Raw genomic sequence first — 25,510 nt, 5'->3', positions numbered from 1 at the left:
CGCGGGGCCGGTAGGATCTCGCCCGCCATGCAGATGAACGCCTCCCACACCAGCTTCGTCGCGCTCGGCGACTCCTTCACCGAAGGCATGTCGGACGCGCTCCCCGACGGCTCCTACCGGGGCTGGGCCGACCTCCTCGCCGGGCGCCTCGCCGCCCACACGCCGGGCTTCCGCTACGCGAACCTGGCGGTGCGCGGGAAGCTGATCCAGCAGATCGTGGACGAGCAGGTGGAGACCGCCGCCTCGATGGAGGCCGACCTGGTGACCCTGGTGGGCGGGCTCAACGACGTGCTGCGGCCCAAGTGCGACGTGGTGAAGGTGTGCGCGCTGCTGGAGGAGGCCGTGGAGCGGCTGGCGCCGTCCTGCCGGCAGCTGGTGCTGATGCGCAGCCCGGCCCGCCGCGGCCCGGTGGCCACGCGTTTCCTGCCCCGCATGGAACACCTGTTCGGCTTCGTCGACGACCTGGCCGCCCGGCACGGCGCGCTCGTGGTGGACCTGTACGGCGCCCAGGTGCTGGGCGACCCGCGCCTGTGGGCGGAGGACCGCCTGCACCTGGACGGCGAGGGCCACCGCCGGGTCACCGAGGCGGTCTGGCAGACCCTCGGGCACACCCCGCAGTTCGACTGGACCAAGGCCCTGCCCGACTCCGTCCCCCTGTCCTGGCCCGCGCGCCGCGCCGCCGACCTGCGCTTCACCCGCCGGCACCTCGTCCCGTGGATCGGCCGCCGCCTCACCGGCCGCTCCTCCGGCGACGGACTGCCCCCCAAGCGCGCCGAACTGGTCCCGTACGAGTTCTGAACGAACCTCCGGGGGCGCCGCGCTCGCACTGTGCCCGTGGGCAGGAGGCGGGACTTTGCGGGACCGGACGTCAGCCCCGGCGGGACCGCCCGGGGCGGGCGTTGCCGCCGGGGAGCCGGGCGGTCCGCAGGTCGCGCGCTGTCAGCTCTCCGGGTGGCCCCGGTGGCCGGCCCGGCGACCACCGGATCCGAGCGCCCCAGCGCGCTACGCGCATAGACCGGTCCGGGGCGCTGACCTGCGCCGACGCGCAGTAGAATCTCGCTACGTGACTTCCAAGCCCCGCATCCCCAACGTCCTGGCCGGCCGCTACGCCTCCGCGGAGCTCGCCACCCTGTGGTCCCCCGAGCAGAAGGTGGTGCTGGAGCGCCGCCTGTGGCTGGCGGTCCTGCGGGCCCAGAAGGACCTGGGGATCGAGGTGCCTGACCAGGCCATCGCGGACTACGAGCGGGTGCTGGAGCAGGTCGACCTGGCGTCGATCGCCGAGCGGGAGAAGGTCACCCGGCACGACGTCAAGGCGCGCATCGAGGAGTTCAACGCCCTCGCCGGGCACGAGCACGTCCACAAGGGCATGACCTCGCGCGACCTCACCGAGAACGTCGAGCAGCTGCAGATCCGGCTCTCCCTGGAGCACGTGCGCGACCGCACCGTCGCCGTCCTGTCCCGGCTCGGCCGGCTCGCCGCCGAGTACGCGGAGCTGGTCATGGCCGGCCGTTCGCACAACGTGGCCGCCCAGACCACCACCCTCGGCAAGCGCTTCGCGACCACCGCCGACGAGCTGCTGGTCGCCTTCGCCCGGGTCGAGGACCTGCTCGGCCGCTACCCGCTGCGCGGTATCAAGGGACCGGTCGGCACCGCTCAGGACATGCTCGACCTGCTCGGCGGTGACGCCGGCAGGCTCGCCGAGCTGGAGCGCCGGATCGCGGCGCACCTCGGCTTCTCCGAGGTCCTCACCTCCGTCGGCCAGGTCTACCCCCGCTCGCTGGACTACGACGCCGTGACCGCACTGGTGCAACTGGCCGCCGCGCCGTCCTCGCTCGCCAAGACGATCCGCCTGATGGCCGGCCACGAGCTGGTCACCGAGGGCTTCAAGCCCGGCCAGGTCGGCTCCTCGGCCATGCCGCACAAGATGAACACCCGCTCCTGCGAGCGCGTCAACGGCCTGGCGGTCATCCTGCGCGGTCACGCCTCGATGGTCGGCGAGCTGGCCGGCGACCAGTGGAACGAGGGAGACGTCTCCTGCTCCGTGGTGCGCCGGGTGGCCCTGCCGGACGCGTTCTTCGCGTTCGACGGCCTGCTGGAGACCTTCCTGACGGTGCTCGACGAGTTCGGTGCCTTCCCGGCGGTCATCGCCCGCGAACTCGACCGCTACCTGCCGTTCCTCGCCACGACGAAGGTGCTCATGGGCGCGGTGCGGGCCGGCGTCGGCCGCGAGCTGGCGCACGAGGTCATCAAGGAGCACGCGGTCGCCTCGGCGCTCGCCATGCGCGAGAAGGGCGCCGAGCGCAACGAGCTGCTGGACCGGCTCGCCGAGGACGAGCGCATCCCGCTCGACCGGGCCCAGCTGGACGCGCTCATGGCCGACCGCCTGTCCTTCACCGGCGCGGCCGCGGACCAGGTCGCCGAGGTCGTGCGGCGGGTCGGCGAGGTCGCCGGCCGGTACCCGCAGGCGGCCGCCTACACCCCCGGGGCCATCCTCTGACCACGGTCCGGCCCCGCCCGAGCCGGGACGAACTGGAGGCCGCCCGCGACCGCGTCATCCCCGACGTGATCGCGGACGGCCTGCGGGTGCTCTTCTGCGGCATCAACCCGGGGCTGCTGTCGGCCGCCACGGGCCGGCACTTCGCTCGCCCCGGCAACCGCTTCTGGCCGGTGCTGCACGCCTGCGGGTTCACCCCGCGCCGGCTCGACCCGGCGGAGCAGGACGAACTCCTCACGTACGGGCTGGGGATCACCAACGTCGTCGCCCGCGCCTCGGCCCGCGCCGACGAGCTGACGCGCGACGAACTGGTGGAAGGCGGGCGGCTGTTGACGGAGACCGTTCTGCGGTACGAGCCGCGCTGGCTCGCCGTCGTGGGCGTCACCGCCTACCGCGTCGCCTTCGCCGAGCCCCGCGCCCGCATCGGCCCCCAGGAACGCACCATCGGCGGCACCCGGATCTGGGCCCTGCCCAACCCCAGCGGCCTGAACGCCGGTTGGTCGACGCAGGCCATGACGGAGGAATACGGTCGCCTCCGCGACGCGTCGCAGGGCTGATGCGCACGTGGGAACGGGGCCCCGGCGGAACGCGCGTCGGACGCGGCGTCCGACGGACCGGTGACGATACGACCGCAGTTGCAGACCATCGGCGCTTGCGGGCGAGAGCATCGTTCGAAGGGTCCGCGCGGTGCGGCGCGAGCCTGGTCCGACCAATTCAGAGTGGGAGCGGCATGGGGCGATCCAGAGTAGCGCGTCCGGCTGCAATGAACAGCCGGAGCGCTTCCTGGGTGGCGCCGAAATGAGTGTCGATCGCGCGGTTCATCTCCCTCACTGCCTCTGGCGTCAACTCTCCCGCGCCAGACCGTGCGTCGTGTGACTCAGCGCAATTCATCAGGTCGCGCAGGCTGTCGATGCACTTGTTCGCCCATTCGGACACTTCGTCGGGCCCTAGCAGCCCCACCGCGTATGAAGCCGTGACGGCATCTCTGTGTGCCCTCCTTCCCTCCATGCGGAGGGTGCGAGTCTGCTCTCGGGTGGGATCCGCTGGAATGCAGGATCTGTGGTAGTCAAGGGCTGCCCCTCGGGCCGCCAAAACTCGCTCAGCGAACTCCTGGTAAGCCGTTCGCCTGTGCTCTCTGCTCCACCGGTGGTGCTCTAGGCGGAGGTCCAGGTCTTGCAAGTTCGCTTGCCTGTGAGTCTGACGTTCCTCCTGCCGCTCAAGCGCTTGCTGTTTCACACGATCGGAGCGGAGAGCGAGAAACCCTGTCAGTCCGCTACCTATCAAGGTTCCGATGATGCCCGTAAGCGAGAGAACCAGCGATTGCGACATGTTTCATCTCTGCGTCGGAGAAGGTGACGCTACTCCTGCTGTATCGGGCGAGCAGTGAGCCTTTCGCCCCCGGCTGGAGCCGTCGCTGGATCGACGTGCTACCACTCAGTGGTGCCTCGCTGGCCGCCGCACCGGGCGACCCGTGCGACGGGACGGCATGACGTGACGCACCGCACCGACCTGGTGCTGCACCTTCCGGCGAGAGGCGGTGTCTGAACGGTGGCCAGACAGACCAGCCCTCCTCTGACGGGACGTGCGTGATGTCGCCGCACCACCGCGCATCGAGTGCGGCTCGGATCGGCTGGAAGTCGCGCAGAATCAGGTCAGGGCGGACGGCCGCGAGCGGGTCCAAGATCGTGGTGCGGTGTCGCCGTCTGCGGTGCCGGCCGGCCAACCCGGCCAGGCGCATCAGCCACGCAACCCGAGGACGGCCGCAGGCGATGCCCTCACGCCGGAACACGGCATGGACGCGCGGAGCTCCACTTGAGCGCCCTACGCGCCCCTTGCGCCGGGCAGTCCCCGGAGGGGACCCGCAGGGCCCCTCTGGGATGCAACGGTGACCAGCGAGGGAGCCACGTGTCGAAGGCGAGCCCCACGTAGCGCGCGCCGCTCGCCCCGGCAGGGTAGCCGAGGGCTCGACGAAGGCGGAGAGGGCTGGTTGGGGTGAAGACGGGGGCGGTGGCGCGCCCAGGACCAGGGCTCAGGCGGCGGGCCAGGAGTCATCTCGCGGCACGGGGAGGGGTGCGGGCTCGGCATGACGGCCCCGGGTACGGCACGGCGCCAGGGCACCGGGATCGCTGTGCCAGCCGTCAGCCTGTTGCGGGCCGTCGTGCTTGACGACACATCAGGCCGAAACCGGCCGTCGGCCCAACGGCCGCGGCGAGGAGTGCGACCGGTCACGGCAGGGCCGCGGCGTCACCGACGGCGGCCACGAGCTGGAGGGGCAGCTCCGCGTCCCGCTGCCCGACGCAGACGCCGATCCAGCGGCCGTCGACGCGCCAGGCCCACGCCTCCTGGGCGTAGTCGCACAGCGTGCGGAGCGGGCGGGGCACCGGCTCCCCTTCGACGAGGCGTTCGAGGTGCGCGGTGAGGTCGACCGTCTCGGGGACGCCCCAGCGCTGCGTGAACACCTCGACCAGGGCCTGGCACTCGGCTTCCAGGTCGTCCTCGGCCTGCCGTCCGCGTGCCGGATCCCCGTCGGCGTCCCAGAAGTCCTCGCTGATCCGAAGGTCCGCTATGTGGTACCCGGGTCCGCTGTCGACCGCGCCGTGGCGCTCGTCGCGCGCCGGGAAGGGGCGGGCGCGCAGCGCGTCGACGGTGGCCACGTGGCCGGGCAGGTCCATGGCTCCAGTAAACCCCCCGCCTGTGACACTTGACATCGAGTCAGTAACCCTTCGCCGGTGCTACTCGCCGCGGGCCGCCAGGGCGGGTACGATCCGGCCAACACGCGCGCAAGCTGGGAGGACGTAGGTTGGGGCGGCTCACCGGCGGGGACCCGTCCCTGCTCCGGCGGATCAATTCCGCGGTGGTGCTCCATGCGCTGCGCGGCGAGCCCGCCGTGAGCCTGACCGAGCTGGTGCGGACGACGGGGCTGTCCCGGCCGACCGTCGAGGGCGTGATCGAGGGCCTGACGGAGTCGGGCCTGGTGGTGGAGGCGCCGCAGGAGCCCGGTGACGCGCGCAAGCAGGGCCGCCCGGCCCGCAGGTTCCGCTTCCACGCCGAGGCGGGGCACCTGCTGGGCGTGGAGATCGGGGCCCGGCAGATCAGGGCGCTGCTGTCCGACCTGAGCGGCCGGGTCCTCGGGTCGCTGGCGCACGACGTGGCCGACACGCTGCCGGCCGAGGAGCGCCTGGAACGGGTCCGCGGCACCGTCGCCGAGCTGCTGCGCAAGGCCGGCGTGGCCCGCAGCACGCTGTGGGCGGTCGGTGTGGGCAGCCCGGGGATCGTCGAGACCGACGGCGCGGTCCGGCTGAGCACGGCGCTGCCCGGCTGGACGGGGCTGCCGCTGGGCGAGCGGCTGCGCCGGTCGTTCCGCTGCCCCGTCCTGGTCGAGAACGACGCGAACGCCGCCGCCGTCGCCGAACACTGGAAGGGCGCGGCCGTCGGCACCGACGACCTGGTGTTCGTGCTGGCGGGGCTGAGCCCCGGGGCCGGGTCGCTGATCGGGGGCCGGCTGCACCGCGGCTTCGGCGGGGCGGCCGGCGAGATCGGGGCGCTGCACCTGCTGGGCCGTGAGGCGAGGCCGGAACGGCTGCTGTCCACGACGGGGACGCCGCTGCACCCGCTGGACGAGTCCGCGGTGGCCGAGGTGTTCGCGCTCGCGAGATCGGGGGACGTCCAGGCGCGGGAGGCCTTCGACCGGTTCCTGCAGCGCCTGGTGCACGACGTGGCGGCGCTGGTCCTGGCGATAGACCCGGAGCTGGTGGTGATCGGCGGCTGGGCGGCCGGCCTGGACGGCGTACTGGAGCCGCTGCGCACGGAGTTGGCGCGCTACTGCCTGCGGCCGCCGCAGGTCGCGCTGTCCGCGCTGGGGCACGAGGCGGTCGCGACCGGGGCACTGCGGCTCGCACTCGACCACGTCGAGGAACAGCTGTTCGCCGTGGCCCGGACCTCACTGCTCGGCCGCTGAACCACGGCCCACGGAGGTCGCGCCGCACCACGAAGCAGGGCAATACGGGCGAAATTCCGCGGCCCGTCGGCCTGCCTGCTTTGCCGGGTTGTCCGACCAGCCGACGATCCGTCGCATCGGCGAGGGTGCCGCGCCGCGGGCGCGGCCGGCGAAGGGCGTCCCGCGTGCGGCGAGCAGTGATCCTGGCAGTGTCCGTGGTGCTGACGGCCGGCGCGGCGACGGCCCCGGCCGCCGCGCACTTCCCGGATCCCGTGGTCGCCGGGCACCTGCGCATGGCGGGGGCCGCGGTGGCGGCCCGGGCGGCCGGGGCCACCGGGATCGACTTCGGGACGTGCCCCGCGGACAGCGGGCTCAAGGCGCCGGTGCAGTGCGGCACGGTCCGGGTGCCCGTGGACTACGCGGAGCCGGGCGGCGCGAAGATCGCCCTGCTGGTGAGCCGGTTGCGCGCGGCGGGCCCCGCCTCCGTCCGGCAGGGCTCGCTGGTGTTCAACCCGGGCGGCCCGGGGTCGTCGGGGCTGTGGTTCCCCGGAGTGGGCCGGCCGGGCGTGGGGGCGGTCACCCGCAAGGTCTGGGAGACCGCGGCCAGGACGTACGACCTGGTGGGCTTCGACCCGCGCGGGGTCGGCCACTCCGCGCCGCTGTCCTGCCAGGACCCGGCGGGCTACCAGCGCTCCCCCGGCCCCGACCCGCGACTGCCCACCGCCGCGGTGAAGGCGGCCAAGCGCGCGGAGGCCCGGCGCAAGGCCGAGGACTGCGGTGCGCGGGGCGGCGCCCTGCTGCGGAACATGCGCACCGCGGACCTCGCGCGGGACCTCGACGTCATCCGCGCCGCCCTGGGCGAGCCGCGCCTGAACTACTACGGCGTCTCCTACGGGACGTACCTCGGCGCGGTGTACGCCACCCTCTTCCCCTCGCACGTGCGCCGCATGGTCGTGGACAGCGTCGTCAACCCGGACCCGCGCGGTGTCTGGTACGGCGCCAACCTCGCGCAGGACGTGGCCTTCGAGCGCCGCTGGGCGGACTGGCGCGCATGGGTGGCCGGACACGACGCCGTGTACGGTCTCGGCACGACGCCCGGCCGCGTGCAGGCGAACTTCGACCGTGCGATGCGGATGCTCGGCAAGCGCCCGGCCGGCAAGGTGGGGGCGGGCGAACTGCACTCGGCGGCGGTGCAGGCCGCGTACTACGACCAGCGCTGGGTCTCCTTCGCCCACCTGCTCTCGCGCTACCTGCGCGGTGACGACGACCCGTTGATCGCCGCGGCCGCCCCGGACCCCGGGCAGGCGAAGGACGAGGAGAACGGCGAGGCCGTCTACCTGGCGGTGGAGTGCTCGGACGGGGTATGGCCGCGCGACTGGAACGTGTGGGACCGCGACAACTCGCGGGTCGCGCGCCAGCGTCCCTTCGAGACCTGGGCGAACGCCTGGCTGAACCTGCCCTGCGCCTCGTGGCCGGTCGGGGGCGGGCGGGCGGTGGACGTCGGGGCGCGCCCGGGGTCGGGGCTGCCACCGGTGCTGATCGTCCAGTCGGAGCGGGACGCGGCGACGCCGTACGAGGGCGCGGTCGAGCTGCACCGCAGGCTCCCGGGCTCACGGATGATCACCGAGGAGGGGCGCGGCTCCCACGGCCTGATCAGCTTCTGGAACGAGTGCGTCACTGCGCGCGTCGACCGGTACCTGGTGTCCGGCACCGTCGGGGACCGGGACGTCCGCTGCTCCGGGCACCCGCTGCCCGTGCCCTCCGGCCGTGGCGGCGCCGAGGACGCCAACACGGGCCGCTTCTACTGACCGGACGGGACGGGCGGCGGGGTCACGACGCGGCGGCGTGCCGCTCCTGGCCGTGGTGGGTGATCTCCATCCCGCCGCTGTCGCCGAAGGTCAGCCGGCAGGTGTCGGCGCGGTAGGTGGCCACGGCGACGGCCGCGACGCGTCCGCCGCTGAAGTAGCGGGTGGTGACGACCAGCACGGGAGCACCCGGCAGCCGGTCGAGCTGCTTGGCGTCCTCGGCGCGGGCCGAGCCCAGCTCCACGGCCCGGTCGTCGCCGTCGAGTTCGAGGGCATGCAACTCCCGCAGGACCGCGGGCGCGTGACCGGCCGGCGTCAAATCGCCGGGGAGGCCGGGGACGGAGGCCACGGGAACGTACAGCAGCTCGGTGGCGACGGGCTGACCGCCCATCGAGCGGACCCGGCGGACGGTGTGCACCGCCTCGTCGGTGTCGGTGCCGAGCACGTCGGCGACGGCGGCGGGGGCGACGGCCTCGACACAGCCCACGGTGCGCCAGGCGTCACCCGCGGCGCCGGGCCGGCTGCCGCTCGACGCGCCGACGGAGACGCCCACGCGCGGCGGCGCGACCGTGGTGCCGACACCGCGCCGGCGCTGCAGGCGGCCCTCCAGCTCCAGCTGCTCCAGGGCCTGGCGCAAGGTGGCCCGGGCGACGCCGAAACGGGCGGCGAGCTCGCGCTCGTTGGGCAGGATCTCGCCGACCTCGAACTCGGAGTCGAGGGCGTCGACGAGCACGGTCTTGAGGTGCCAGTACTTGGGCTCCGGCACGTTCTCGAGCTGCGTGGTCCCCACCCTGTCCTCCGCGATCGGGCTGACGCCGTCCGGGGTTTGTTCAGCCTTGTTTCCGAACGGCTCTTTATTAAAGGTTCTTGCACTACTAGGCGACGATAGAGCGGCCCTTCGACTTGGTCAAGACCAATGCTCAGGGGCCTGGCAACGTGCGGCGGGCACGACCGCGCGCTGTTCACGAGGTGTTCGCGCCCGTCATGCGCCCTTCGCGCGCTGGTAGCGTTCGTGATCACGTCGAGTGAGTGAGGGAGCTGGCATGGGTCCGGTCACGGTGGTCACCGGTGGCGGCCGCGGAATCGGCGCGGCGGTCGCCCTGCGGCTGGCACGCGGGGGGCACGCCGTCGGTATCGGTTACGAGCGGGACGCCGACGCCGCGGAGGACACCGCGCGCAAGGTGCGGGACGCGGGCGCCCGCTGCGTCGTGGTGCGCGTCGACACCAGCGACGCCGCGCAGGTGGACGCGCTCTTCGACACGGTGGGCGAACAGCTCGGCGCGGTGACCGGTCTCGTCAACAACGCCGGCATCACCGGTCCGCTGGGACGGTTCACCGAGACCCCGGTCGAGGTCATGCGCCGGGTGATCGACGTCAACGTGATGGGCGCGATCCTGTGCGCCCGGCGCGCGGCTCTGGGGATGTCCACGCGGCACGGCGGCCGGGGCGGCGCGATCGTCAACATCTCCTCCGGCGCCGCGACACTCGGCGGTCCCGGGGAGTACGTGCACTACGCCGCCAGCAAGGCGGCGGTCGACGCGCTGACCGTGGGCCTTGCCAAGGAACTGGCCCCGGACGGCGTACGCGTCAACTCCGTGCAGCCCGGCATGATCGTGACCGACATCCACGCCGCGATGGGCGACCCCGAGCGGCCCTGGCGCAACCGCGAGCGCGTGCCCATGCGGCGGCCGGGTGAGCCGGACGAGGTCGCCGGCGCGGTGGCGTGGCTGATGTCGCCGGACGCGTCCTACACCACGGGCGCGGTGCTGCGCGTCTCCGGCGGTCTGTAGCGCCGCCCGCTACTCCCGGGCGGCGGCCTCCTCTTCGTCCTCCGCGTCGATCGTGCGCAGCACGTCGGTGGCGAGCGCGGCGACCTGGGGGATCAGCTCCGGTGTGGCGAGGGCGAGGTGGCACAGCGACCAGGTCAGGGTGACGACGCGGCTCCGCCTCGCCTCCAGGGCGTCCAGCAGGCGGCGCCCGACGAGCCCGGCCGCGTCCTTGCGCACGGCGGGATCGGTCCAGGCGGTCGCGACGATCGCGAGGGCGGCCGCCTCGCACACCCAGTCCTCGGCGTTGTTCAGTACGTCCACCAGGAGCGCGCGGCGCCGTGAGACGGCCCAGGGCTCGTCCGTGCGGTGATGCGCCAGACCCAGGCACGCCCAGACCTGCACGCACCGTATCCACAGGTCGGGGGCCTGGGCGGCGAGCGCGCGGCCCAGGTCGTCCTCGCGCGGGGCCGGCGGGTGGACGAGCACGCCGAGCAGGTCCTCGGGTTCGAGCCCGGAGAGCGCCACCGCGTCGTCGTAGGCCGCGACCAGGTGCGGCCAGCCGTGCCACGCCAGCCGGCGCACCGCTTCGGCCGCCTCCGGGGACGGCGGGCGTACGGCGGGCCGGGCGGTCGTGCCCTCGTAGGCCCACAACGCGACCTCGACGGGGCGCGGGGCGATCCGCAGGTCCGGGTCGGGCACGGACTGGATCTCGGTCACCGCGTTCGGATAGGCGGCCCGCAGTGCGAGCAGCGCGCTCGGCGGTTCCAGGGCGGAGACGGTGAGCGTCAGCCCGGCCTCGGCGGGCACGGACTGCCCGAGCGCCTGGTGCAGCAGGCTGACGACGGCCTCGTTGCCCCCGGGTATCCAGTTGAGCCACGGCGTGCCCTGGCTCAGCCGGGTCAGCAGGTCCGCGGCGTAGCCATGCCCGGGTTGCGCCCGCAGGTGGTCGGCGAGGGCGACCAGGTGCCGCAGGTCCGGCTCCACCGCGTGACGCAGCGCGTGAACGGCGGGTGCCGCCTTGGGGTGCGCGGGGTCGGCCGCCAGCGCCCGCTCGGCCCACGCCACACCCTCGGCGGGACGGCCGAGCGACTCCAGCAACTCGGCGATGTCGACGTACAGGTCGAGGTCGGAGGGATCGCGGGCGACCTCGCGCTGCCAGACGTCCAGCGCCTGCGCGGGGCGGCCGGCGCTGCGCAGCGCGTAGCCGAGCATCACCGCGGCGGGGTGGGAGGGTTCGAGCTCGTACGAGCGGCGTGCCCAGCCCACGGCCTCCTCGCAGCCGCCCATGCGGCGGGCGAGGCTGGAACCGCACCAGAGCAGCATCGTGTGGCCGGGGTGGCGCGCGGCGCTCGCCCGGACCAGGTCGAGAAGCGGCAGCAGCGGGCCGCGCCGCTCCTCGTCCACGGGGTCGGGCAGGTGCGGCGCGACGCGCGCGGCGGCGCGGGCCACGGTGTCCGGGCGGACGAGTTCCGCGATGTCGGGGCGGCGCAGCCACGCCACGTCCAGCCACGGCCGCTGCGGTTCGTGCCCGGCGCACTGGGCGAGCAGGCCGACGGCCTCGTCCCAGTGGCCCGCGACCGCGCAGAGGTGGCCGCGCGCCGCCACGGTGCCGATGAACGCCCGCTGCTCGGGGGCGAAGTACGTCAGCGCCGGCTCCGCGCCCCCGACACGCGCGGCGAACTCGGCCAGCGCCTCGTGGATCTCGGGGAGTCCCGGGTCACGCGCCAGTGCGTCCTCGAGGTGCCGGGCGGCGTGCCCGAGGTCACCCCCGGCCAGCGCGATGCGCGCGGTGGCCACCTCGCCCTCCGCCTCCAGGCGCGCCCCGCCCCCGTGGCCCTCCGGATGTTCGTGCACAGCCGCTCCCCACCTCGAACCGCTCCTGGCGCCCCCGCCCCGGGCACCCTAACCGACGCCGTTGAACGCCCTGTCGGTGTGCCCTGGTAGGAAGGCGGTGTGGAGAACGCACACGCTCACCCCGAGGACCTCGCCGCAGGAGTTCGGCCGACCGGGCGGATGGTGGAGCCCCGGGGTCACGCGGACTTCGACGTCGGCCGCGCGTGAGGCGCCGGGCAATGCCGATTCGTTAACACAAGGAAACGGATTCAAAACCCGAGCGGGCGTTCCGGCGTACACAATCCCTCCAGCCTCCAGCAGGTTGCCCGGTTGTCGCACCAACCCCGAGGAGCACCATGTCCGCTCAGGCCACCGACGTGGCGAAGGGCTCGCCGCCGCCACCGCAGAATCCATGGGACCGCTACTTCCGCATCGGGGAGCGCGGGTCGACCTTCGGCCGCGAAGTCCGCGGCGGTTTCGCCACCTTCTTCACCATGGCGTACATCCTCGTGCTGAACCCGATCATCCTGGGGAGCGCGAAGGACAAGTTCGGCCACGTCCTGTCGACCGGTCAGCTGGTCACCGCCACCGCGCTGGTGGCGGCGGTCATGACCATCGTCATGGGCGTCGGCGGCAACCTGCCGCTGGCCATCGCGGCGGGCCTCGGCCTCAACGCGGTGGTCGCCTTCCAGATCGCGCCCATGATGAGCTGGGACGACGCGATGGGCCTGATCGTCATCGAGGGCCTGGTGATCTGCGTCCTGGTGGTGACCGGGCTGCGCGAGGCGGTGATGCACGCGATACCCCAGCCGCTGAAACAGGCGATCAGCGTGGGCATCGGCCTGTTCATCGCCTTCATCGGCTTCGTGGACGCCGGCTTCGTCAGCCGCATCCCGGACGCGGCGAACACCACGGTGCCCGTCCAACTGGGCGGGACCGGTGCGTTGTCGGGCTGGCCGGTGCTCGTCTTCTGCCTGGGGGTGCTGCTGACGATCGCGCTGCTGGCCCGGAAGGTGAAGGGCGCGATCCTGATCAGCATCGTCGCCATGACAGTGCTGGCGATCGTGGTCGACGCCGTCGCGGACGTGAAGAGCTGGGGGCTGACCACGCCCAAGGTGCCGGACGACGTGTTCGCCGCGCCGGACTTCGGGCTGCTGGGGCACTTCAGCCTCTTCGGCGCCTTCGCCGAGGTCAGCTTCATCACGGTGGTGCTGCTGGTCTTCACCCTCATCCTGTCGGACTTCTTCGACACCATGGGCACGGTCGTCGGCATCACGGCCGAGGCCGGCCTGCTGGACGAGGAGGGCAAGGTCCCCAACCTGGGCCGGGTGCTGCTCATCGACGGTGCCGCGGCGGTCGCGGGCGGCGCGGCCTCTTCGTCGTCGAACACGGCCTACATCGAGTCGGCGGCGGGCGTCGGCGAGGGGGCCCGTACCGGTTTCGCCAACCTGGTCACCGGCGGTCTGTTCGCGGTGGCGCTCTTCCTGAGCCCGCTGCTGACGATCGTGCCGCTGCAGGCGGCGGCCCCGGCGCTGGTCGCGGTCGGCTTCCTGATGATGACCCAGGTCAAGAACATCGGCTGGGACGACTTCGAGATCGCCATCCCCGCGTTCCTGACCATCTCCGTGATGCCCTTCACATACTCGATCACCAACGGCATCGGTGCCGGCTTCATCGCCTTCGTGCTGCTCAAGGCCGTGCTCGGCAAGGCCCGGCAGGTGCACTGGCTGCTGTGGGTGGTGTCGGCGCTGTTCGTCGTCTACTTCGCGATCGACCCGATCGAGCAGCTGCTCGGGGTCGGGTAGCGCCCGGCGGGCCGCGGGCGGCCGGCACGGCCTCCCGCGGCCCCACGATGAAGACCCCGACCGGGACGGGGGCCCCCGGTCGGGGCCGCTGGCCGGGCCGGCGCTCCGCGCGCGGCCCGTACCTGTCGAACTACCGGCGCAGGGCCGGAGTTCCCGCCCGTTCCGGATCGCCCGGTGTGATGTGGCGCACCCCGCGCCGAACGCCACCCCTGCCGCCACCAGCAGGCTGCCGGCCAGCTGTCCGGGGCCGTACGTGCCCACGCCGGCGAGCGGCGCGGTCACCGCGGCGGAGACCGGGATCAGCCCGGAGAAGAGCGTCGCGCGCTCGGCGCCGATCCGCTGGACGCCCGCGTACCAGCAGACGAAGCCGATCACGGTGGTGACCGCCGCCTGCCAGCCCAGGGCCAGCGCCTCGGCGCCGGTGGGCGGCCGGAAAGCGGCCGCGCCGTCGAGGGCGAAGCCGAGCAGCGCTGCCTCGGCCGCGGCGACGCCGCACACGCACGCCGACAGCAGCTTCGGCCCGAGCGGCGCAAGCACCGGCACGGCCAGCACGGCGAAGGCGACCTCTCCGCCGAGCGCCGCCAGCGACCACAGCAGCCCGGCGGCGTCGGCGGCGCCCCAGCCCTGCACCACGAACGCCCCCGCGGCCACCAGGACGGCGGCCGCCGTCACCCGCGGTGCCGGGCGCCGGCCCGCCGCGGCGGGCACCAGCACGGCGACGACGACGGGCGCGCAGCCCACCAGAACCCCGGGCACGGCCGGTTCTGCGGTGCGCTCGGCACCCAGCACCGCGAGGTTGAAGGCCACCATCCCGGTGGCGGCCAGCACGGCCAGCCGCGCCCACTCCCGCGGGGTGAGCGCGCGCAGCCGTCGCCCGGCACCGCGCCGGGCGAGGGGCAGCAGGAGCAGGCAGGCCAGGCCGTAGCGCAGGGCCTGGCCCCCGGCGTGCGGGTATCCCACGAGGACCCCGGACGCGGTGAAGGAGCCGCCGACCAGGACGCAGGCGAGGGCCGCGAGCATCGCCCCGCGGCGGTACGAGAGATCCATGGCAGGCACGTTAGGAAGGCCGGCCGGTCCGGTTTAAGGTCCAATGCGATGACGGTTACGGGGACCAGTGGGAGCGGGGACGGCGGCGAAGGCGGCGGTCCGTGGACGGCGGCGTGGGAGCTGCTGCTGCCGGCGGCGGGCGCGCCCGCCCGGCGGCGCGGCCGGGTGCTCCAGGCGGCGTTGCGCGACGCCGTCCGCTCGGGGCGGCTCGCCGCGGGCACGCCGCTGCCGTCGAGCCGTGAACTGGCCGCGGATCTGGGGGTGTCGCGGGGCCTGGTGACGGACGCGTACGCGCAGCTCACCGCCGAGGGGTACCTGCTGAGCCGGCAGGGCGCGGGCACGTGGGTGGCCGGCGCGGTGGCGCGGCCCGTCGCCGCGGTGCCGGACGGTTCCCCCGTGGACGTGCGGGGCGGTCCCGCGGACTTCCGCCCCGGGGTGCCGGACCTGTCGCTGTTCCCCCGGGCGGCGTGGACGGCGGCGCACCGGCGGGTGCTCGGCCGGCTGCCGAGCCTGGCGCTCGGCTATCCCGATCCGCGCGGGCTGCCGGAACTGCGCGGCGCGCTGGCCGACCTGCTGGCCCGCCGGCGCGGGGTGGCGGCGGACCCGGGGCGGCTCGTGGTGTGCTCGGGTGTCGCGCAGGCGCTGACCCTGCTGGGGATGGTGCTCGCCGGGCGGGGTGTGCGGTCGGTGGCGGTGGAGGACCCGGGCAGCCCGGAGCAGGCGGCGCTGTTCGCGGCCGTGGGCCTGACGGCGGTGCCGGTCCCGGTGGACGGGAACGGGCTCGACCCGGTGGCGCTCGCGGCGTCCGGCGCCCGGGCGGCGGTGGTGACGCCGTCCCACCAGTTCCCCACGGGGACGGCCTGCCCGCCGCGGCGGCGGGCCGAACTGCTGGAGTGGGCACGGCGCGTGGACGGCCTGCTGATCGAGGACGACTACGACGGCGACTTCCGTTACGACCGGGCCCCGGTCGGCGCGCTGCAGGGACTGGCCCCCGACCGTGTGGCCTACGCCGGTTCGGTCAGCAAGACGCTGGCACCGGGCCTGCGGCTGGGCTGGCTGGTGGCGCCGCCGGACGTCGCGGAGGCGGCGGCCGCGCGGAAGCGGACGATGGACCTCGGCAATCCGGTGACCGAGCAGGCGGTGCTCGCCGAGTTCGTCCGCTCCGGTCAGTACGACCGTCATCTGCGCCGCTGCCAGCGGCGGTACCGGGAGCGCCGGGACGCGCTCGTACGGGCGCTGGAGCGGCACTTCCCGGGCACGGAGGTGTCGGGGATCGCGGCCGGTCTGCACGTCGTGGCGGCGCTGCCCGAACGCCTCGGTCCCGAGCCGGTGTTCCTGGCGCGGGCGGCGCGCGCCGGGGTGACGCTGCGGCCGCTGTCGTCCTACACCGCCGGGGCCGGCGAGGGAGAAGCGGGAGGGGACGACAGGGTGCGGCTGGTCCTCGGCTACGCGCACCTGTCGGCGGGCGACGTCGAGACCTGTGTGCGTGTGCTCCGCGCGAGCGTCTGATCTCAATTCGGCAACAGCGGGTTTGAGCGGGGAATACCCCTTTATCGGCGAGCCTGGTTGCTTGATACACATGGTTCCGCGCGTTCCTGTCCGTCGACGGTCGCACCACTCCTCCCCTCTGCTCGCCGTGCCTTCGGCCGTCCCTCACCCGGGAACGCCCATGTCTTCGCGGACCGCGCCCTCGCGCGCCCTGCTGCCGCTGGTCGCGCTCTTCTGCGTCGGCTACCTCGCGCCGTACCTCATGCCGACCGTCGTCGGCCGCCTCGCCACCGGGCTCGCGCTGAGCGGTTCCCAGGCCGGGGCGGTCGGCAGCGCATTGCTGCTCGGCTCGGCCTGCGCCGAATTCACGCCGGCCTCGCCGGTGGACCGGACCGGCCGGGCGCGGCCGGCCCGGTACGGGCTGCTGGTGATCGCGGGCGGCTTCGCGACGGCCGCGGTCACCGGCCACGGGCCCCTTGCTGCTCGCCGCCGTGCCGCTCACCGCGCCGGCCCGGGGTGCCGGTTCCGGAAGCCGGGGCCGGGCGCCGCGGCGGTCCGCCGCGCCGCCGCGGTCGTGGCCCGCTCGGGCGTGGGCCGGGCCGCCTGAGGGGAAAACGGGATGCCGCGGCGGCGGCGCGTCTGACAGGGTGCTGCCTCGTGAACGACACCGCGACCGTACGCATCACCCCGCTCGCCGAGCGCCCCGAGCTGACCTCCCGGCTCTGGGAGATCTCCGAGAACTGGCCGGCCTTCGTCCCCCAGGACCCGGTCGCCGGGGCCCTGTTGCACCGGGTGGCCGAGGACTTCCCGCAGTACTGCGTCGTCGCGACCGACAGCGACCGGGTCGTGGCGCGCGGCTTCGCCGTCCCCTTCGACGCGACCCGCGAGGGCCGCGAGGAGACCCCCGACCAGGGCTGGGACCGCGTACTGGTGTGGGCGTACGCCGATCTGCGCGACGGGCGTGCGGCGACGGCCGCAAGCGCGCTGGAGATCACCATCGACACCGGCCACCTGGGCCGGGGCCTGTCGCACCGCATGGTGGCCGCGCTGCGCGACACCGCGCGGGGCCTCGGCCACGACGCGCTGCTCGCCCCGGTCCGTCCCACCGCCAAGCACCTGCGTCCGCGGCTCCCCATGGCCGACTACGCAGGCCTGCGGCGCGAGGACGGGCTGCCGGAGGACCCGTGGCTGCGGGTGCACGTCAGGGCGGGCGGCGTCATCGTGAAGGTGGCGCCGGCCTCGATGACGGTCAGCGGGACGCTGTCCCAGTGGCGGCGCTGGACGGGGCTCCCCTTCGACCGCGACGGCGCCGTCGAGGTGCCCGGCGCCCTGGTGCCGGTGCACTGCGACACCGCGCACGACCACGCCGTGTACGTCGAACCCAACGTCTGGGTCCGGCACCGCACGGAGCCGCGTTAGCCCAACGCCCGGTCGAGGTTGAAGGCGGCGCTGATCAGGGCGAGGTGCGTGAAGGCCTGCGGGAAGTTGCCGCGCTGCTCCCCGGCACGGTCGATCTCCTCGGCGTACAGGCCCAGGTGGTTGCCGTAGGTGATCATCTTCTCGAAGGCCAGCCGCGCCTCGTCCTTGCGCCCGGCGCGGGTGAGGGCCTCGACGTACCAGAAGGAGCAGATGGAGAAGGTGCCCTCGTCGCCGGGCACGCCGTCCGGGCTCGCCAGGGGGTCGTAGCGGTAGACCAGTGAGTCCGATACCAGGTCCTTGCCGAGGGCGTCGAGTGTCGAGAGCCACTTGGGGTCGGTCGGCGAGATGAACTTGGACAGCGGCATCATCAGCACCGACGCGTCCAGCACGTCCTCGCCCTCGCTCTGGGTGAACGCGCCCCGCTTTTCCGACCAGCCGTTCCTCATGATCCGCCGGTAGAGGTGGTCGCGGGCCCCGTACCAGCGTTCGCGGTTGGCGGGCAGGCCGCGGTGGTTCGCCATCCGGATGCCGCGCTCGATCGCCACCCAGCACATCACGCGGGAGTACAGGAAGTTCTTGCGGCCGCCGCGGGTCTCCCAGATGCCCTCGTCGGGCTGGTCCCAGTTGTCGCAGACCCAGTCCACGAGTTCGCAGACGGTGTCCCAGTGGTCGCTGGAGATCGGCTTGCCCCACTTGTCGTACAGGTAGAGGGAGTCGATGAGCTCGCCGTAGATGTCCAGTTGAAGTTGGTGGACGGCGTCGTTGCCCACCCGGACCGGCGCCGAGCCCGCGTAGCCCTCCAGGTGGCCGAGCTCCCGTTCGGGCAGCTCGGATCGGCCGTCGATGCCGTACATGATCTGCAAGGGGCCGGCGGTGCAGCGCGGTCCTCCCACGCAGACGCGGTCCGACAGGAAGTTCATGAAGGCCTCGGCCTCGTCGGTGAAGCCCAGCCGGAGCAGCGCGTACACGCAGAAGGCGGCGTCGCGGATCCAGACGTAGCGGTAGTCCCAGTTGCGTTCGCCGCCGATGCGCTCGGGGAGGCTGGTGGTGGGCGCGGCGATGATGGCGCCGGTCGGCGCGTAGGTGAGCAGTTTCAGGGTCAGCGCGGAACGGTGCACCATCTCGCGCCAGCGTCCCCGGTACTTCGACTGGGAGAGCCAGTGCCGCCAGTACTGCACGGTCTTCTCGAACTGGTCCTCCGCCTCGGTCAGCGGGCAGCCGCGCGGGCCGACCCCGTCGCCGACCTGGTCCAGGGCGAAGACGGCGGCCTCGCCCTCGGAGAGCTTGAACTGGGCCCAGACGTCCCGGCCGTCGTCCTCCAGCGGTACCGAGCAGGTCAGGGCGATGGTCTGGGCGGGGGTGGCGAACAGCGCCTGCATGCCGTTCATGTGCACGGTGTGCGGCATGGTGCCGTAGTCGAAGCGCGGCGCCACCCGCATCCGGAACGGCAGCATGCCCCGTACGCAGACCACGCGGCGGATCAGGCGGTGCCGGTCGGCCTCGTGGGACTCGTCGACGACCGGCATGAAGTCCTGCACCTCGCCCATGCCGTCCTCGGCGAAGAACCGGGTGATCAGCACATTGGTGTCGGGGAAGTAGAACTGCTTGGTGCGCGCGGGAACGTCCGCGGCCAGCTCGAAGCTGCCACCCCGGTCGGCGTCGAGGATGGAGGCGAAGACGCTGGGGGCGTCGAAGCGCCCGCAGCAGTACCAGTCGATGGTCCCGTTCGTACCGACCAGCGCGGCGCTGCGCAGGTCGCCGATGAGCCCGTGGGCGGCGATGGGCAGGTACCGGCCGTCGGCCGGCGCGAACTCGGACCGGAGGGCTTCGGCTGTCACGGTGGCCTCCTCGCGTGCCAGGAACCGGCAAAAGCCACCATTCAGACTAACCCCCAGGCCCTCCTCCTTCTCGGCCGGGAACGCGCGCCCGGCCGCGACCGCCCGCCCGGCCGTAACCGCGGCGCGGTCCGGGCCTACGCCTCCCCGGCCCGCGCCTGCTCCGGTCCTGCGGGGCGCTCGCCGACGTACTCCAGGACGGAGCGCGCCTCGGCCAGCCGCTGGGCGGCGACCTCGTCGTCCGGATCCGCGTCCTCGCCCTCGTACAGGGCGAGGACGGACCGGGCCCGCCGGGCGGCCGCGGTGTGCCGTCCCAGGTCGGCCTCCAGCCAGGCGGCCATGAGCTGGGCCGCGCTGCGCGCGGGACCCGGGTCGAAGACGGCGATCGCGCGTTCGGCGCAGGCCAGGCCCTCCTCGTACGCGGCGCGCGCCGAGCCGTCCGTGTCCTCCTCGCCGGGCTCGCCGGGACAGGCGCGGACGATCAGTTCGCCGGTCTGCCGGTGCGTGCCCGCCAGTTCGGCACGCAGGTGCACCGCGGCGTTCACGTCGCCGGCCGCCGTCGCCGCGGCCAGCGCCTCCTCGGCCACCGCGGCGGCCTCTGCCATCGCGGAACGGCCCTCGGCGAGACCGCCCCGGCCGTCGTGGAGGGCGAGCCAGGCACGGGCGCGCAGGGTGCGGACGAGCGGGACGGGGCGCTCCAGGTCGCGCCAGAGCTCACCGGCCCGGATGTACGCCTGTGCGGCCTCGCCGGCCAGCCCGGCCCGTTCCAGGGAGTCGGCGGCGAGGTTCGCGAGGACGGCGTGGTCCTGCTGCTCCTCCCAGCCCCGCGCGATCTCCGCGGCGAGCAGGAACTGCTCGGCGGCGGCGCGCGGCTCGTCCAGGTCGCGCAGCGCCTCCCCCAGCCACCAGCGGGCCTGGACGACCCGCCCGTCGTGGTGGGCGCGCACCAGGTCGGGCAGGGCGGTCTCCAGCACGGTCGCGGCCTCGGCGGCCCTGCCCTCGCGCAGCAGCGCTCCGCCGAGCACGAGCCGCGCCCAGGCGCCGAGCTCCTCGGACATGTCGCCCTCGTCGGCCCAGTGGGCGCCCTCCAGGGCGTGGTCGGCGGCCTCGGCGTCGGCTCCGCGGGCGGCGAGCGCGGCGGCGAGCACGGTGTGCAGGTGGGCGCGGTGCACCGGGCCCAGGGTGGCGGCGCCGTGCTCCAGCGCGGCGCGGGCGGCCTCCTCCGCGGTGGCGTGGTCGTCCCGCTGGAGGGAGAGGTCGGCGAGGAGTGCCTCGGGTTCTACGGCGTGCCACGGGGTTCCGGCCTCGTGGTGGAGGCCGGCGGCCCGCGCGAAGAGTTCGGCGGAGGTCGCGGCGTCGCCGCGCGCGGCGGTGTGGCGGGCCTGCAGCGCGATCGCATCGGCGAGCCGGCCTGCCATCCGCTCCTCGTCGCGGTGCTCCTCGGCGAAGGCGATGACGCCCCGCAGTTCCGCCTCGGCCTCGGCACCGGGCGGCCGGACGTGGACCCGGGCCAGCCAGGCCCCGGTGAGCTGGCGGGCGGTGGCGCGGCCGGCGCGGTGCAGCTCGCGCAGGGCGTCGACGGCGGCGTCGAGTGCGGCGAGGGACTGACCGGTCTGTTCCGCGACGGCCACCGCGTAGGCGGCGCGGGCGCGGCAGGCGGCGGCCTCGCCCGGCTCGCCGGCCTCCTCGAACAGCCCAGCGGCGTTCTCGAAGAGCGGTACGGCGACGGCGGGGTCGGTGAAGGCGCCGATGCCGGCGTGGTCGGCGATCTCGGCGCGGGCCAGGTCGTCCAGGGCGGTGCCGGTGCGCTCCGCGGCACGGCCCGCGGCGGCCCAGGCGGCGCCCGCGTCGGGGTGCTGGGCAGCACTGAGCCTGCGGGCCTCGGCGAGCAGCACGGGCACGTCCTCGGTGCCCGCGGGCATGGCGGCCGCTGCGGGGGGCGGCACGGGCTGCGGGCGGGCGGGCACGGTCAGGCGCTGCCGGGCCCGGACGCCCAGCGGGAGCCGTTCCACGAGGGGCTCGGCGGCGAGGCGCTCGTTCACGCGGCGGCTGACGGCGTCGTTGCCGTTGCGGGCGTCGAAGCGCGCGGCGATGGCGGCGGCCTCGCGCGCGGCGTGGGCGAGCAGCGTGCGGGCGGTCCATTCGGTGCCGGCCGGGCCGGGGACGCCTCGGTCGGCGTGCCCGAGGGCGACGAGGCGGCGCATCAGGATCCCGGTGACCGCCAGGTGGTCCATGAGCGTGTCGGGGTCTCCGGTGTCGGTGAAGTACGCGGGGTGCTCGGCGAGGATCTCCAGGGCGCGCGCCTCGTTGCCGGTCAGGGCGCAGAACTCGACGTGGCCCGCGACGGCGCCGCGCATGCTCTCCATGGAGCGCACCAGGCGGTAGCCGCGCAGGTGGTGGGCGCGCGCCTCGTCGAGCCGGCCGAGCCGGACCAGCGGCAGCAGCGAGGACGCCAGCACATTGTGCGGTTCGTGGGCACAGGTGTACTGCCCGGCCAGGACGGGCTCCCAGGTGTTCAGCGCCTGCTCGTCGCGGCCGCGGTCGACCTGCCAGCTGCCCTGGCCGTGGAGTTCGCAGGCGTGGCAGTCGGCCATGGCGTCGCGGTCCGCCGCCAGCCACGCGGCGTGGGCAGCCTCGGCGCGGGCGGTGTCACCCAGGTGCCGGGCGATGCGGAACTCGCCTTGGCGGACGGCGCGTTCGGAGTGGCCGGCGAGGCGGTAACGGTGCTCCATCTCGCTCTGCCACTTCTCGATGGAGGCGAGCGGGATACCCGGCTGGTCGAGCATGTTGCCGGCCACCCATTTGAAGATCCAGTGCAGGTGGTGGGCGCTCTCGCCGTCGAAGTCGCCGGGCCGCTCGTCCCACATGCGCAGCAGGCGGGCGAACGGCACGAAGAACTTGTCCCGCTCGCTGCTGTACGCGTAGGCGTTGACGAGGTTGAACAGGGCTTGCAGGAGGAGCGGGGTGTCACCGGTGGCCTCGGCCTCGGCGACGATGCGCTCCGCGCCGGCGTTGCGGGCGCGGCCCTCGGGCTCCTCCCGGTTCTGCCGCAGGGCGCGGCGTATCGTCTCGGCGGTCGGCGGCTGGTCGCTCATCGGCCGTCCTCCTGTTCGGCGTCGGCCGGCCTGTCGGCGGTCTGCGCCGCCCACTGCAGCAGGCCGAGGAAGGCGCGGTTGAGGAGCGCGGAGTCGGCGGGGCGCAGCGGGCGCTGGGCCATCAGCAGGGCCTGACCGTACAGCGCCTCGGCGGCGGTGCCGACGAGCTCGGGGTCGGTGAAGCCGCTGATCCGCCGGACCAGCGGGTTGAGGTGGTTCAGGACGAGCCGGGCGCGCGGGGCGCCGCCGCGCAGCGAGCCGAGGATCCCCGCCCACAGCTCGTCGGCCCGCTCCTCCTCCTCGGCGCGGGCGCGTTCGTGGCGGGCGGCCCGGTCGTCCAGGTGGAGCGCGGGGACGGTGACCGGGTGGAAGGTGCGCAGCGACACGTCGCAGCCGAGGGGGTCGAGCCGGGCGCGGGCCGCGGCGAGGAAGCCGGACAGGGCGAGTTCCTCGGCGGGGTCCACGGGGTCGAGGTGCGCGGTGACGGTGTCCGCGTCGAGTTCGGCGACGGCGGTGCCGGGACGCACGGTGGGCAGCAGCTCGACCAGGTCGGCGTCGTAGGTGTAGCCGCCGTTGACGACCCCGATGCCCTGCGCGGAGGCGATCGCGGCGACCTGCCGGTACTCCTCGACGGTGCGGGTGAAGTGGACGACGGGGTGGCGGCGGGCGAACTCCTCCAGCGACACCTGCCCGTCGGTGGTCTCGAACGGCAGCCACGGCAGCATCGTGCGGAGCATCTCCGCGTCGTGCCGGGCGAGCGACTTGACGCCGAGGTGGTGGACGGCGAGGAACTGGGCGAGCCGCTCCTGGTCGCCCGCGGCGAGTTCGGTCAGCCAGCCGCGGATGCGTTCGCCGAGCGCCTCACGGACGGCGGCGAGCGTCTCGTCGGCGTACAGACTCTCCCGGGAGGCGGTGGGGCGCAGGCTGTCGGTGTCGATCACGCAGCGGACGAAGAACGCCCACTCCGGCAGGAGTTCGTCGGCCCGGTCGGTGAGCAGCATCCCCTTGAGGTGGACGCGGTGCCCGGCGCGCTGGGCGGGGCTGACCGCGGCGGGCAGGACGTAGCCGACGCCACGCACGCCCGCGAGGGGGACGTCGAGGTCGATGACGTCGAGCGGGGTGAAGCCGAACTGCTCGTGGCAGTGCCGGGCGAGCGCGACCCGGCGGGCGGCCTGCCCGGGGTGCGGGCGCTCCCAGACGGGCGGGCGCTCGGTGACGGGGGTGTCGCCGACTCGCACGTCGTACGGCAGCAGCGAGCCGAAGTCCTTGGCGAGGGCGAGCACACGCTCCTCGGCCAGCCACTGCGCGGCGCCCGGCCGGGCGGTCAGGTGGACGGTCGTGCCGGGCTCGGGGTGATCGTCCGGCGGCAGCGTGCGGACGGTGTACGAGCCGTCGTCACGGGCGGTCCACTCGACCGGCCGGGCGTCCGGGGTCCGGGCGGACCTGCTGACGACGCGGATCTCCGCGGCGACGACGAAGCAGGCGAGCAGCCCGATGCCGAACTGGCCGAGGAACTCCGAGCGGGCGCTCTCCAGCCCGTCGCGCTTGGAGCTGCGGCCGATGGTGGCCAGCAGGTCGTGCACGTCGGACTCGGTGAGGCCGACGCCGGTGTCCTCCACGCGCAGCCGGCCGCCCTCGGCGTACAGGCGCACCCGGGCGGGGGCGCCGGGCTGTTCGGCCCGGCGGGCGGTGATCGCGTCGACGCCGTTCTGCAGCAGCTCCCGCAAGTAGACCTTGGGGCTGGAGTAGAGGTGGTGGGAGAGGAGGTCCACCAGGCCGCGCAGGTCGACCTGGAAGGCGTGCGGTGTCTGATCTGCAGTCATCGTGGGGGCGCCGGTGCATCCCAGGGAGGGCGGATGGGGCGCGGGTAGGGCGATCGGGTGATCGCGGCCGCCGGATTGCGGAACATCGTATGGCGGTGGGGCCGAGGTGACCAGGGGGTTTCGTGGTGCGCGGCGGCAACCGGAAGTGCGGGGAGCGGGTGGGCGCCGCGGCCGGGTCGTGGGTGTGGACGCACAGGTCCGGCCGACCGCGCCGATGGCGTACGCGCGGGCCGCCGACGCCGCGGGCGCTGCACCGGCCCTGCGCTGCCGGGTCGCGCGACCACACGAACCGCACACCGCCGCGCCGGGTGTCCGGGGCCGGGGCCGGGGCCGGGGCCGGGGGGAAGGTGCCCGTGACCGGTGCGCCGGTGCGGCGCGGGGCGGTTGTTCACTGGGCGTTCGGATCGGCGGCACACGGCGCGAGCAGAGCCCGCGCCGGCCGGGTCGGGGAAGCCGGCGGCGACGCGGATGTGCGGACCGGGGACTCACGGCGTCGGGCGGCCCGGTGCGGGTGCGCGCGGACCGGCCGGCGCGGATCGTGGTGTGGACCTCGGCGACCGCGTCGTTCGGGGCACACCCGCCGTTTCCACGGCCCGCTGGTCGGCGCCGGCGCGGACTTCACCGGTGGTCAGGTCCCACGTCTCCGCCTGTCCCAGCTCGTGACGAGGGCGAACGGCACGGTGCCGACAGGCGCAGCGGACGGTGTTCGTGGCCGTGGAGAACCGTCGGCAGCCGCCCCTGGTTCACGGCCTGGCAGCCGCCCGGGGCTCGGCGGCCGCGGTGTCCGGTGCGTCCTCGCGGTGGAGGAAGGCGCTCAGGAGGTCGGCGACGGGGTGGTCGGCCTCCGAAGGGTGACGCAGGGCGACGCTGGAGTCGATGGTGTAGCGGTTGCGGCGGCCCACCCGGGTCCGGGTCAGGTACCCGGCCGCCTCCAGGTCCGCGACGATGATCTGCACCGCCCGCTCGGTGATGCCGATGCCGGCGGCGACATCACGCAGTCGCACCTCCGCGTCCCGGGCGAGCCACAGCAGCACCCGTGCGTGATTGGTCAGGAACGTCCACTGTCCGCCGCGCGCCGATGAGCTGCCCATGGCCCCATCATACGAATCCCGTTTCGCATGTTCAGCCATCACGCGAAAATTTATTGGCGAAAAAATTTT

Annotated in this window: 18 protein-coding genes and 1 pseudogene; 10 read left to right on the top strand and 9 right to left on the bottom strand. The window is 74.2% G+C overall.

All coding sequences use genetic code 11. The features are described from left to right. Window positions 1-27 precede the first annotated feature (27 nt). From AC3EUJ_RS24130 to mug, 3 genes are all read left to right on the top strand, one after another. Window positions 28-798 (top strand): SGNH/GDSL hydrolase family protein, encoded by a 771-nt coding sequence (locus tag AC3EUJ_RS24130; RefSeq protein WP_431964660.1) that lies wholly within the window; start codon window positions 28-30, stop codon window positions 796-798. Between the two features lie 265 nt (window positions 799-1,063). Beyond that, a complete protein-coding gene (gene purB / locus AC3EUJ_RS24125) occupies window positions 1,064-2,497 on the top strand; it encodes an adenylosuccinate lyase (protein WP_431964658.1) in 1,434 nt (477 codons plus the stop codon). 65 nt (window positions 2,498-2,562) lie between these two features. After that, window positions 2,563-3,051: a G/U mismatch-specific DNA glycosylase gene (mug, locus tag AC3EUJ_RS24120; protein ID WP_431964657.1), complete on the top strand. Its 489-nt coding sequence runs from the start codon at window positions 2,563-2,565 to the stop codon at window positions 3,049-3,051. A gap of 716 nt (window positions 3,052-3,767) precedes the next feature. Here the strand turns inward: mug and AC3EUJ_RS24115 are convergent. Together AC3EUJ_RS24115 and AC3EUJ_RS24110 are read right to left on the bottom strand one after the other, a co-directional pair. Continuing rightward, window positions 3,768-4,373: an IS3 family transposase gene (locus AC3EUJ_RS24115; RefSeq protein ID WP_431964742.1), complete on the bottom strand. Its 606-nt coding sequence runs from the start codon at window positions 4,371-4,373 to the stop codon at window positions 3,768-3,770. Window positions 4,374-4,719: 346 nt separating this feature from the next. Further along, window positions 4,720-5,166 (bottom strand): hypothetical protein, encoded by a 447-nt coding sequence (locus AC3EUJ_RS24110; RefSeq protein ID WP_431964655.1) that lies wholly within the window; start codon window positions 5,164-5,166, stop codon window positions 4,720-4,722. Between the two features lie 128 nt (window positions 5,167-5,294). Here AC3EUJ_RS24110 and AC3EUJ_RS24105 point away from each other — a divergent pair, with 128 nt between their 5' ends. Together AC3EUJ_RS24105 and AC3EUJ_RS24100 are read left to right on the top strand one after the other, a co-directional pair. Beyond that, complete coding sequence (locus AC3EUJ_RS24105; RefSeq protein ID WP_431964653.1) at window positions 5,295-6,452, top strand: ROK family transcriptional regulator; 1,158 nt, start codon at window positions 5,295-5,297, stop codon at window positions 6,450-6,452. Between the two features lie 164 nt (window positions 6,453-6,616). Beyond that, complete coding sequence (locus AC3EUJ_RS24100) at window positions 6,617-8,239, top strand: alpha/beta hydrolase (RefSeq protein WP_431964651.1); 1,623 nt, start codon at window positions 6,617-6,619, stop codon at window positions 8,237-8,239. Window positions 8,240-8,261: 22 nt separating this feature from the next. Here the strand turns inward: AC3EUJ_RS24100 and AC3EUJ_RS24095 are convergent, their stop codons facing one another. Next, a complete protein-coding gene (locus AC3EUJ_RS24095) occupies window positions 8,262-9,026 on the bottom strand; it encodes a GntR family transcriptional regulator (protein WP_431964649.1) in 765 nt (254 codons plus the stop codon). Between the two features lie 253 nt (window positions 9,027-9,279). Here AC3EUJ_RS24095 and AC3EUJ_RS24090 point away from each other — a divergent pair, with 253 nt between their 5' ends. Then, window positions 9,280-10,026, top strand: a complete 747-nt coding sequence (locus AC3EUJ_RS24090) for an SDR family oxidoreductase (RefSeq protein ID WP_431964647.1) — start codon at window positions 9,280-9,282, stop codon at window positions 10,024-10,026. A 9-nt stretch (window positions 10,027-10,035) separates the two neighbouring features. Here AC3EUJ_RS24090 and AC3EUJ_RS24085 read toward each other — a convergent pair whose 3' ends face one another. Further along, entirely contained in the window at window positions 10,036-11,859 is a 1,824-nt protein-coding gene (locus tag AC3EUJ_RS24085) for a tetratricopeptide repeat protein (RefSeq protein WP_431964645.1), read from the bottom strand. Between the two features lie 335 nt (window positions 11,860-12,194). On the opposite strand from AC3EUJ_RS24085, the gene AC3EUJ_RS24080 reads away from it, so the two are divergent. Beyond that, the gene (locus AC3EUJ_RS24080; protein ID WP_431964643.1) at window positions 12,195-13,643 is read left to right on the top strand and encodes an NCS2 family permease; all 1,449 of its coding nucleotides are present in this window, start codon (window positions 12,195-12,197) and stop codon (window positions 13,641-13,643) included. Between the two features lie 687 nt (window positions 13,644-14,330). Here the strand turns inward: AC3EUJ_RS24080 and AC3EUJ_RS24075 are convergent. Then, window positions 14,331-14,663 (bottom strand): annotated as a pseudogene (locus tag AC3EUJ_RS24075) (EamA family transporter); the annotation flags it as partial. 75 nt (window positions 14,664-14,738) lie between these two features. On the opposite strand from AC3EUJ_RS24075, the gene pdxR reads away from it, so the two are divergent. The 3 genes from pdxR to AC3EUJ_RS24060 all read left to right on the top strand — a co-directional run bounded on the left by pdxR (window position 14,739) and on the right by AC3EUJ_RS24060 (window position 17,597). Further along, window positions 14,739-16,199: a MocR-like pyridoxine biosynthesis transcription factor PdxR gene (gene pdxR / locus AC3EUJ_RS24070; RefSeq protein ID WP_431964641.1), complete on the top strand. Its 1,461-nt coding sequence runs from the start codon at window positions 14,739-14,741 to the stop codon at window positions 16,197-16,199. Window positions 16,200-16,359: 160 nt separating this feature from the next. After that, the gene (locus tag AC3EUJ_RS24065; protein ID WP_431964639.1) at window positions 16,360-16,785 is read left to right on the top strand and encodes a hypothetical protein; all 426 of its coding nucleotides are present in this window, start codon (window positions 16,360-16,362) and stop codon (window positions 16,783-16,785) included. A gap of 50 nt (window positions 16,786-16,835) precedes the next feature. Beyond that, complete coding sequence (locus AC3EUJ_RS24060; protein ID WP_431964637.1) at window positions 16,836-17,597, top strand: N-acetyltransferase; 762 nt, start codon at window positions 16,836-16,838, stop codon at window positions 17,595-17,597. On the opposite strand, the gene AC3EUJ_RS24055 is transcribed toward AC3EUJ_RS24060, so the two are convergent. From AC3EUJ_RS24055 to AC3EUJ_RS24040, 4 genes are all read right to left on the bottom strand, one after another. Then, window positions 17,594-19,435 carry a glycoside hydrolase family 15 protein gene (locus AC3EUJ_RS24055; RefSeq protein WP_431964635.1) on the bottom strand — a complete coding sequence of 614 codons (1,842 nt, stop codon included), beginning with the start codon at window positions 19,433-19,435 and terminating at the stop codon, window positions 17,594-17,596. The genes AC3EUJ_RS24060 and AC3EUJ_RS24055 overlap by 4 nt on opposite strands. A gap of 134 nt (window positions 19,436-19,569) precedes the next feature. Further along, a complete protein-coding gene (locus AC3EUJ_RS24050) occupies window positions 19,570-22,527 on the bottom strand; it encodes a tetratricopeptide repeat protein (protein WP_431964633.1) in 2,958 nt (985 codons plus the stop codon). Next, window positions 22,524-24,350 carry an HSP90 family protein gene (locus AC3EUJ_RS24045; RefSeq protein ID WP_431964631.1) on the bottom strand — a complete coding sequence of 609 codons (1,827 nt, stop codon included), beginning with the start codon at window positions 24,348-24,350 and terminating at the stop codon, window positions 22,524-22,526. Before AC3EUJ_RS24045 ends, AC3EUJ_RS24050 begins: the two co-directional genes overlap by 4 nt. Window positions 24,351-25,093: 743 nt before the next feature. Continuing rightward, the gene (locus AC3EUJ_RS24040) at window positions 25,094-25,441 is read right to left on the bottom strand and encodes a helix-turn-helix transcriptional regulator (RefSeq protein WP_431964629.1); all 348 of its coding nucleotides are present in this window, start codon (window positions 25,439-25,441) and stop codon (window positions 25,094-25,096) included. Window positions 25,442-25,510 lie beyond the last annotated feature (69 nt).

The sequence above is a fragment of the Actinacidiphila sp. bgisy160 genome (assembly GCF_057707815.1).
The sequence above is the reverse complement of the archived record's forward strand: the minus strand, read 5'-3'. Positions and strand labels throughout refer to the sequence as shown.

What these genes read in the sequence shown, in the direction of transcription:
- AC3EUJ_RS24130 (WP_431964660.1), top strand. Translation starts at nt 28, where the DNA reads ATGCAGATGAACGCCTCCCACACCAGCTTCGTCGCGCTCGGCGACTCC.
- AC3EUJ_RS24110 (WP_431964655.1), bottom strand. Translation starts at nt 5,166, where the DNA reads ATGGACCTGCCCGGCCACGTGGCCACCGTCGACGCGCTGCGCGCCCGC.
- AC3EUJ_RS24090 (WP_431964647.1), top strand. Translation starts at nt 9,280, where the DNA reads ATGGGTCCGGTCACGGTGGTCACCGGTGGCGGCCGCGGAATCGGCGCG.
- AC3EUJ_RS24080 (WP_431964643.1), top strand. Translation starts at nt 12,195, where the DNA reads ATGTCCGCTCAGGCCACCGACGTGGCGAAGGGCTCGCCGCCGCCACCG.
- pdxR (WP_431964641.1), top strand. Translation starts at nt 14,739, where the DNA reads ATGACGGTTACGGGGACCAGTGGGAGCGGGGACGGCGGCGAAGGCGGC.
- AC3EUJ_RS24065 (WP_431964639.1), top strand. Translation starts at nt 16,360, where the DNA reads ATGTCTTCGCGGACCGCGCCCTCGCGCGCCCTGCTGCCGCTGGTCGCG.
- AC3EUJ_RS24050 (WP_431964633.1), bottom strand. Translation starts at nt 22,527, where the DNA reads ATGAGCGACCAGCCGCCGACCGCCGAGACGATACGCCGCGCCCTGCGG.
- AC3EUJ_RS24045 (WP_431964631.1), bottom strand. Translation starts at nt 24,350, where the DNA reads ATGACTGCAGATCAGACACCGCACGCCTTCCAGGTCGACCTGCGCGGC.
- AC3EUJ_RS24040 (WP_431964629.1), bottom strand. Translation starts at nt 25,441, where the DNA reads ATGGGCAGCTCATCGGCGCGCGGCGGACAGTGGACGTTCCTGACCAAT.